This window comes from Methylibium sp. (genome assembly GCF_013817365.1).
Classification (GTDB): Bacteria; Pseudomonadota; Gammaproteobacteria; order Burkholderiales; family Burkholderiaceae_C; genus Methylibium.
On record NZ_JACDCU010000238.1, the window covers coordinates 1 to 6,320 of the forward strand.

General features: G+C 63.8%; 10 protein-coding genes and 1 pseudogene. 3 read left to right on the forward strand and 8 right to left on the reverse strand.

The window, feature by feature from the left end; translation table 11 throughout:
- Positions 1-304 precede the first annotated feature (304 nt).
- Complete coding sequence (locus tag H0W38_RS14175) at positions 305-514, forward strand: BrnA antitoxin family protein (RefSeq protein WP_292455147.1); 210 nt, start codon at positions 305-307, stop codon at positions 512-514.
- Positions 515-686: 172 nt separating this feature from the next.
- Here the strand turns inward: H0W38_RS14175 and H0W38_RS14180 are convergent, their stop codons facing one another.
- Positions 687-1,187: a pilin gene (locus H0W38_RS14180; protein WP_292455161.1), complete on the reverse strand. Its 501-nt coding sequence runs from the start codon at positions 1,185-1,187 to the stop codon at positions 687-689.
- 566 nt (positions 1,188-1,753) lie between these two features.
- Between H0W38_RS14180 and H0W38_RS14185 the strand changes: the two are divergent.
- Together H0W38_RS14185 and H0W38_RS14190 are read left to right on the forward strand one after the other, a co-directional pair.
- Positions 1,754-2,031, forward strand: a pseudogene (locus tag H0W38_RS14185) (type II toxin-antitoxin system RelE/ParE family toxin); the annotation flags it as partial.
- 15 nt (positions 2,032-2,046) lie between these two features.
- The gene (locus H0W38_RS14190) at positions 2,047-2,346 is read left to right on the forward strand and encodes a HigA family addiction module antitoxin (protein ID WP_292455163.1); all 300 of its coding nucleotides are present in this window, start codon (positions 2,047-2,049) and stop codon (positions 2,344-2,346) included.
- 48 nt (positions 2,347-2,394) lie between these two features.
- Here the strand turns inward: H0W38_RS14190 and H0W38_RS14195 are convergent, their stop codons facing one another.
- The 7 genes from H0W38_RS14195 to H0W38_RS14225 form a co-directional block, all read right to left on the reverse strand.
- Positions 2,395-2,532 (reverse strand): hypothetical protein, encoded by a 138-nt coding sequence (locus H0W38_RS14195; protein ID WP_292455150.1) that lies wholly within the window; start codon positions 2,530-2,532, stop codon positions 2,395-2,397.
- Positions 2,533-2,604: 72 nt separating this feature from the next.
- Positions 2,605-2,979, reverse strand: a complete 375-nt coding sequence (locus H0W38_RS14200; protein ID WP_292455152.1) for a hypothetical protein — start codon at positions 2,977-2,979, stop codon at positions 2,605-2,607.
- A gap of 64 nt (positions 2,980-3,043) precedes the next feature.
- Positions 3,044-3,457, reverse strand: a complete 414-nt coding sequence (locus H0W38_RS14205) for a putative toxin-antitoxin system toxin component, PIN family (RefSeq protein ID WP_292455153.1) — start codon at positions 3,455-3,457, stop codon at positions 3,044-3,046.
- Complete coding sequence (locus H0W38_RS14210; RefSeq protein ID WP_292455156.1) at positions 3,454-3,717, reverse strand: hypothetical protein; 264 nt, start codon at positions 3,715-3,717, stop codon at positions 3,454-3,456. The genes H0W38_RS14205 and H0W38_RS14210 overlap by 4 nt, the downstream gene beginning before the upstream one ends.
- A gap of 106 nt (positions 3,718-3,823) precedes the next feature.
- Positions 3,824-4,675 (reverse strand): MBL fold metallo-hydrolase, encoded by an 852-nt coding sequence (locus H0W38_RS14215; RefSeq protein WP_367162121.1) that lies wholly within the window; start codon positions 4,673-4,675, stop codon positions 3,824-3,826.
- A 193-nt stretch (positions 4,676-4,868) separates the two neighbouring features.
- A complete protein-coding gene (locus tag H0W38_RS14220; protein ID WP_292455158.1) occupies positions 4,869-5,531 on the reverse strand; it encodes an FHA domain-containing protein in 663 nt (220 codons plus the stop codon).
- A gap of 68 nt (positions 5,532-5,599) precedes the next feature.
- A partial coding sequence (locus H0W38_RS14225; protein WP_292455160.1) for a protein phosphatase 2C domain-containing protein occupies positions 5,600-6,320 on the reverse strand: 721 nt, incomplete at its 5' end.

Consider the following 6,320-nt stretch of genomic DNA (forward strand, 5'->3'; position numbering starts at 1 on the left):
GGTCAATCAGCTCCTTGGGTATCGACGGCAGCGCCGCCATGCTCGTAGCAACCTTCTTCGTCCTGCTTGGCATAGATGCTCCTTGTGATCATGCTATGCCTCACACACGAAATATCTGACAGGCTCGATCGATGACCCGGCTCACTCGCAAGCAGAAGAACACTTTGTCCTCCTGGGCCTGAGCAGCGCGCTTCGCCTGCTGCTCGTTTGTCATTGATATCGCAGCGAGGACGGTGTCATTCGCATCATCTCCGCTCGCAAGGCAACGCCCAGGGAATCGAGGTCTTACCCATAGAGATGCCACATGCGCAAAGAGTACGACTTTTCTGCCGCGAGGAAGAACCCATACGCTTCGCAGCTCAAGAAGCAGATCACCATTCGGCTCGACGAAGAGTCGATCACGTATTTCAAATCGATCTCGGAAGAGGTCGGCATTCCGTATCAGAGCCTGATCAACTTGTACATGCGGGACTGCGCTGCTTCGCAGCGGAAGCTTGATTTGAACTGGAAATGAAACCTGCGATTTCTATATGGCGGAGGTTGGCGAGTCGCCCGTGATCGACCGTGGATCGATGATGTATGAGGGCTCGTGCAGCCGCACGAAACGACAAAGCGGCCCGAAGGCCGCTTTGTTCGTCCGGCCGATTCTTTTGATCGGTCGGAAAGCAAGGTGCGAGAAGGCGCGCTTAAGGAGTCGCGTCCGGACCGCGGCAAGAGCCCGGCAGGTACTTTGCTGCAACCGGAGCAGTAGCACCCGGACCGCAAATCCAACGAGCGACGGTCTCGCCCACCTCAGGCGCATCGACGGCACCGGAAACGGTTTCCGAGGGGGTCAACGAAATCGTACCGCCGACAGTGCCGTCAGCCTGGTTCTTGACAGCGCGCGTGGTCACAGTGATCACGCCGGCGCCGTCAGTTGCTATCGAGGCAACGTATTGCGATCCCGTGGTGGTCGAAGCAGCAAACTCGCAGCCCCAAGCGTTCGCGAGGGGCAGGGTCGTTGCAGACTGGAAGACTTCTGTGATCGTGGTGCGGCAGGCCGACGCGGCCAAGATGGCTTCGGAGTTCTTGGCGCGAACGGTGTAATCCTGATACGCCGGCAGCGCAACCGCTGCCAAGATGCCAATGATCGCCACGACGATCATCAGTTCGATCAGGGTGAAGCCCTTTTGGGCACTGCGTTGTATGCGGTTCATCGTCTAGCTCCTTGGTCGTTGAAAATGGGGGACTGGGCGCAGCAGAGCGGACGCAGCGTCTGTGCCAGCCGCCAAAGGCTGCGAAACGTGCTGATTTTCGCGGTTTCCACGGCCGCCCGCGTCGAGCACCGACGCAACTGGTCAGAACCGGGCACGGCGATCGCCCGTCATCGCGCCAAACTGACGCGTTTGGTCGCATCGCTCCGATTCATTCGGCGCTGCGCCTCGACACCTTGAAGGCAGTCCCCGAGAACTTTCCGACGCGCTGTTCAGCCGGTCAGTGTTCACCGGTTTCGTTCTCACCCAGCCACACGCCGCTGTTCGTGCGACAGGCCAGGCGCAAAACCGGCAACCGCAAAAGGATCAGCACCAACTCACGCCTTTGCAGCTCGGAACGCCGCCTGGACCCGCCCGGAGCAGGCCTTCAACCGGCCAAGATCGTTGTCGTCAACCGCCCGGCAGTGCTTGCGCCACTTGCTCATGCGTGAGCCGCACAGGACGGACAGTCGCTCACCCCGGCGCTTGGCATTATTAACGCGTCGCGTTAATATACGTGTGTGACGATCAAGGGCTGCAAGTGCAAAGACACCAGAGCGCTTTTTGAGGGGCGACGCGTTCGACGTTGGGTCAACATCGAACGCTCCGCACTGCGAAAGCTTGCGCAACTGGACTGGTCCGTAGTACTCGAGGATCTTCGAGTGCCGCCCGGAAACCATCTTGAAGCGCTCGAGGACGACCGGAAGGGCCAGCACAGCGTCCGGTCAAGGATCAATGGCGCGGCTGTTTTGTCTGGATAACTGAAGGCCCGGCCGACGTGGAAATCGTCGACTATCACCGAAGGAAAATGAACATGCGTGTGCTTGCTCCCGTCTCCCCGGGCGAAATGCTCGACGAAGAGTTCCTGAAGCGCCTGGGTCTTACGAAGTACCGCTTGGCCAAGGATATCGGTGTACCTCCGCAGCGCATCGGCGACATCGTCGCAGGCAAGCGCGCCGTCACGGCGGATACCGACCTCCGGCTGTGCCGCTACTTCGGGCTCAGCGACGGATGGTGGTTGCGTGGTCAGGCCAGCTACGACACGGCCATCGCTAAAGAAGTCATGAAAGAGGAGCTGGCTCGCATTCCGCGTTGTTCTCTGCTCGTCGCGTAAGCGTCGGGCGCGAGGCGACGCGACACAACGGGAGTTGCTCGGCTGTTTTCATTGAATGTCACGCAGCTTCTCGAACGCCGTTGCGGCATTGACGATCTCGATGCCATGGAACCGATACAGATCCAGCAGATGCGCATCGCCGGACACGATCAGGTCGGCCTGGGCTGCCGGCGCCGCCGCAAGCACTTGATCGTCCGCGGGATCGCGCGATCGTCGGCACGATGGCCGCCGGTGTTACCAGGCGCACCTCCGCCTCGATCAACCGCCTTGGCGTGCCGCCCCACAGCAACGCCGAAAGGGCCGTGTTGGTATCAAGAAAGCCGCACGCCGCTGCTCGGTGCGATAGGCGTCGATTTCGGCCTGGATATCTTCAGGCGTCATGGGGAGAAGCGGCTCGGCCCTCACCTTTTCGTGCACGGCCTTCAGCCCCTCGATGCGCTCAGCCCGCAACCGCTTCAACTTGCGCGGATTCGGCGACAAGGGCCTGCCGCCTTTGTTCACCTTGGCTCTTGCAAGCATGTCTTCCGTGAGCTCCGGCAGCTCGTCGTACTCCCCGGGCTTCACCGCATGGGCATCGACGCGGGAGAGATCAGATTTCATGGAGCGCGGCGATGCGAGCTTGTTCGCGTTCATTGGCTTTCCATGCTGAAGACGTGGCGTTGAGCCAGTGTCAGCCTTCTCGATCCAGCATCCTTGCTCAAGCTTCACCGATTCGGCGGAGTGCTTCGGCAGGACCAATGATCGGAATACCCGCATGGGCTTCGAGGGAGAGAAAATGCCGATCTCCTGACACGATCAGATCGGCACCCGCGAGCAGCGCGGCGGCGAGTACATGGTCATCGTCGGCAAGGACCACTCGGGGCGTCACGAGCGGCGACACACTGACCGCCAATTCGCCATACAAGGCAATGGCCTGTTCTGCGGACGAGCGCTGCTTCTCCAAGCGCGAGGACAGATGCTCACGCGCAAGCACCGCGCGCAATTCGGCCAAGAGCACAGGCGACGTGTATATCTCGATCTCGCCGGCCGTGGCTGCACGTATCAGTTCAAGGGGAGTGCCGCCCCAGATCAACGCCGAGACGACGACGTTGGTATCGAGGACGAGCCTCACTGGGGGTCTTGCTGACCGAGTTTGCGCCCCCGGGCGCTCCGCTCCATGCGCACTGCCTTGACCTCGGCCACGATTTCGTCATCGCTCATGGCGGAGATGCCTGCTCCCTGCAGGCGCTCGGCGGTCTGGAGCAGCTTGCGCCCCGCCTCGCGCCGCATGGCTTCCTCGAGGAGCCGCTGAATCGCCTTGTCCGACAGCAGCCCTGCAATTTTTGCCCGCTGCGCCAGATCGTCGGGCAGCTTCAATACCAGTTCAGTCATGGTGCCGGCTCCCTTGTGTTCGGGCGAAGCTGGCTTTTGGCCCTGTTCGCTCACGGATGCAACTGCGGCAATTATCCGCCTGAAGGCATATGCCGCACCGCACCGCTCAAAGCTCGAACACCTGCCCCTTCATCAACGGCTCGATCCGATGCGCCGTCTCGATGGCGCGAATCTGCGCCAGCACGGCCGAAACTTCGCCGGGCTTGGGGTGAGTGATGTGCACCTGCACGCTGCCGCCGAGCTGGGCCAGTTCGTGCGCCAGGCTGCTGGGCGAGAGGTGGCCGCTCAGATCGGCGAGCCAGCGTTCGTCGTCACCGAATGCCGTTTCGATGATGAGGTGGGCGATGCGCCGGCCGGAAAGGGCCGCCCACAGCCCGGGGTTGGGACCGGTGTCGCCGCTGTAGACCCACCAGCCGGCGGCAGTTTCCACCGCGAAGCCGACGGCCGGCACGGTGTGTTCGGCCGGCAGCACTTCCACGCGGCGCCGGCGGCTGCCGGAGCCGAGGGTGAGCACCTGGCCCACCGCGATCGGCCGCAGTTCCAGGATCGGATGGCTGGCGCTCGGGATGCGGGTGAAGTCGGGCCACAGCTCGCCGTTGAAGAGATTGCGGCGCAGGGCGTCCAGCGTCTGCGGCAGCCCGTGAACGCGAATGGGCCCGCGCTCCGGCTGGGCCAGGCGCATGCGCATCACGCTGTCGGCGAGCAACGGGATGGCCAGCACGTGGTCGAGGTGCGAATGCGAAAGCACGATGTCGTCGATGCGTGCCAACGCTTCGAGCGACAGGTCGCCCACGCCGGTGCCGGCGTCGATGAGCACGCTATCGTCGAGCAGGAAGGCGGTGGTGCGGCAGCCCGCGGCAATGGAGCCCGAGCAGCCCAGCACCTGCAGGCGCACGGCAGCGTTCACGAGGGGCACAGCACTGATCTGTTCAGGGCTGTCGAGCAGGGCAACGGTCATCTTTCGATGGTGCCCGGGCGCCGCAAAACCGGCAATTCGGGTCGCGTGCGATGGGTCACGCCGGGGCTCGTATTGCCCGGAAAGTTACGCGTGTCGTGCGGGCTTGCGGGCGGCTCTCAAGGAACCGAAGGGCCGCTCCCGAGTTCATTGACCCCCTCGGGGGCGGGCTCGGCGACGCCGAGCCCTGGGGCGTTCAGGACTGCACGAACTGCATCTGGGTGCCGGCGAGCTCGATCACGTCGCCGTTCTTCAGGTGCACCGGATCGCCGGCCACCGGATTGCCGTTGACCAGAGGCCGCGCACCGCCCTCGACGTGAGCGAACACATAGCCGCCCGGGCGCTTGGTGATGGAGGCGACCTGCACGCCGGGCTTGCCGACAGTGGTGACCACCTTGGTGAGCGCGACTTCGCGGCCCACCGCCGCACCGTTGAGCACCTTGATCACCGCCGAGGTCGCGCCCGACAAGCCGCCGAAGCCCGAGCCCATGGGCGCGGTGTGCTGAAAGGTGGGCGGCCCGGCCGGCGCGCTGCCGGGCTTGATGATCATGGTCTTTTCGTAGTCCGACGTTTCGTGGCTCAGGTACTTGATCTTGTACTTGCCGATCTCCACGGTGTCGTTGTGCTGCAGGAGCTGCTTCTTGACGGCCTTGCCGTTGATGTAGGTGCCGTTGGTGCTGTTGAGGTCGTCGATGAAAACGTCCTGCCCCACCATCTGCAGCACGGCGTGCTCGCCGCTGACCGCGAGGTTGTCGATGACGATGTCGTTGTAGGGGCGCCGGCCCAGGGTGGTCTTGTCCTTGGTGATCTGCACTTCCTTGATCACCACTCCGTCCAGCGAAACCACCAGCTTGCCCATGCGTAACCCCGTGCTCTGTCTTGCGATGTGGTGCGGGGCGGTTTGTGGCCGGCCGGGCTGCGTTTGGCTCAGCGGCGAAACGGCCACCAGGCCCGTGCAGCGGCGGCCGCGCCCTGCGCCTGCACCAAGATGACGGAGATGTTATCCCGTCCGCCAGCGTCGTTCGCGGCCTGGACCAGGGCCTGGGCGGCCCCCGGCAAAGAGTCGTGCCCGCGCAACACGGCGGAGATCTGCTCGTCGTCGACCATGTCCGAGAGGCCGTCGGAGCACATGAGGACCCAGTCGCCGGGCAGGGTCTGGTGCAGGTGGGTTTCGAGCAACACGGTGTCTTCCACGCCGACCGCGCGCGTCACCAGGTTCTTGTTGTTCGACACCGCCGCCTGTTCGGGCGTGATGAGCCCGGCGTCGAGCTGCTCCTGCAGCAGCGAGTGGTCGCGCGTGATCTGCTCGAGCACGCCTTCGCGCCAGCGGTAGGCGCGCGAATCGCCGATGTGGCCCATGAGCAGCCGGGATTCGCGCAGCACCGCCACCACCAGCGTGGTGCCCATGCCGGCGTATTGCGGGTTGGAATTGGCGGCGTTGAAGATGGCGCGGTTGGCGTTGTCCACGCAGATGTCCATCGCGCGGCGCACATCGGAATCGGTGGCCTGGGCGCTGGCCTCGCTGAGCCAGCGGCCCAGCTCGGCCTTGATGAAGCCGGTGGCCATGCCGCTGGCCACTTCGCCGGCGTTGTAGCCGCCCATGCCGTCGGCGAGCACCGCGAGCGCCGCAGCTTCGTCGACGATCACC

Bases quoted from the DNA above. Each gene is read 5' to 3' on its own strand.
- H0W38_RS14175 (WP_292455147.1), top strand. From the start codon at position 305: ATGCGCAAAGAGTACGACTTTTCTGCCGCGAGGAAGAACCCATACGCT.
- H0W38_RS14220 (WP_292455158.1), bottom strand. From the start codon at position 5,531: ATGGGCAAGCTGGTGGTTTCGCTGGACGGAGTGGTGATCAAGGAAGTG.
- H0W38_RS14210 (WP_292455156.1), bottom strand. From the start codon at position 3,717: ATGACTGAACTGGTATTGAAGCTGCCCGACGATCTGGCGCAGCGGGCA.
- H0W38_RS14190 (WP_292455163.1), top strand. From the start codon at position 2,047: ATGCGTGTGCTTGCTCCCGTCTCCCCGGGCGAAATGCTCGACGAAGAG.
- H0W38_RS14215 (WP_367162121.1), bottom strand. From the start codon at position 4,675: ATGACCGTTGCCCTGCTCGACAGCCCTGAACAGATCAGTGCTGTGCCC.
- H0W38_RS14200 (WP_292455152.1), bottom strand. From the start codon at position 2,979: ATGAACGCGAACAAGCTCGCATCGCCGCGCTCCATGAAATCTGATCTC.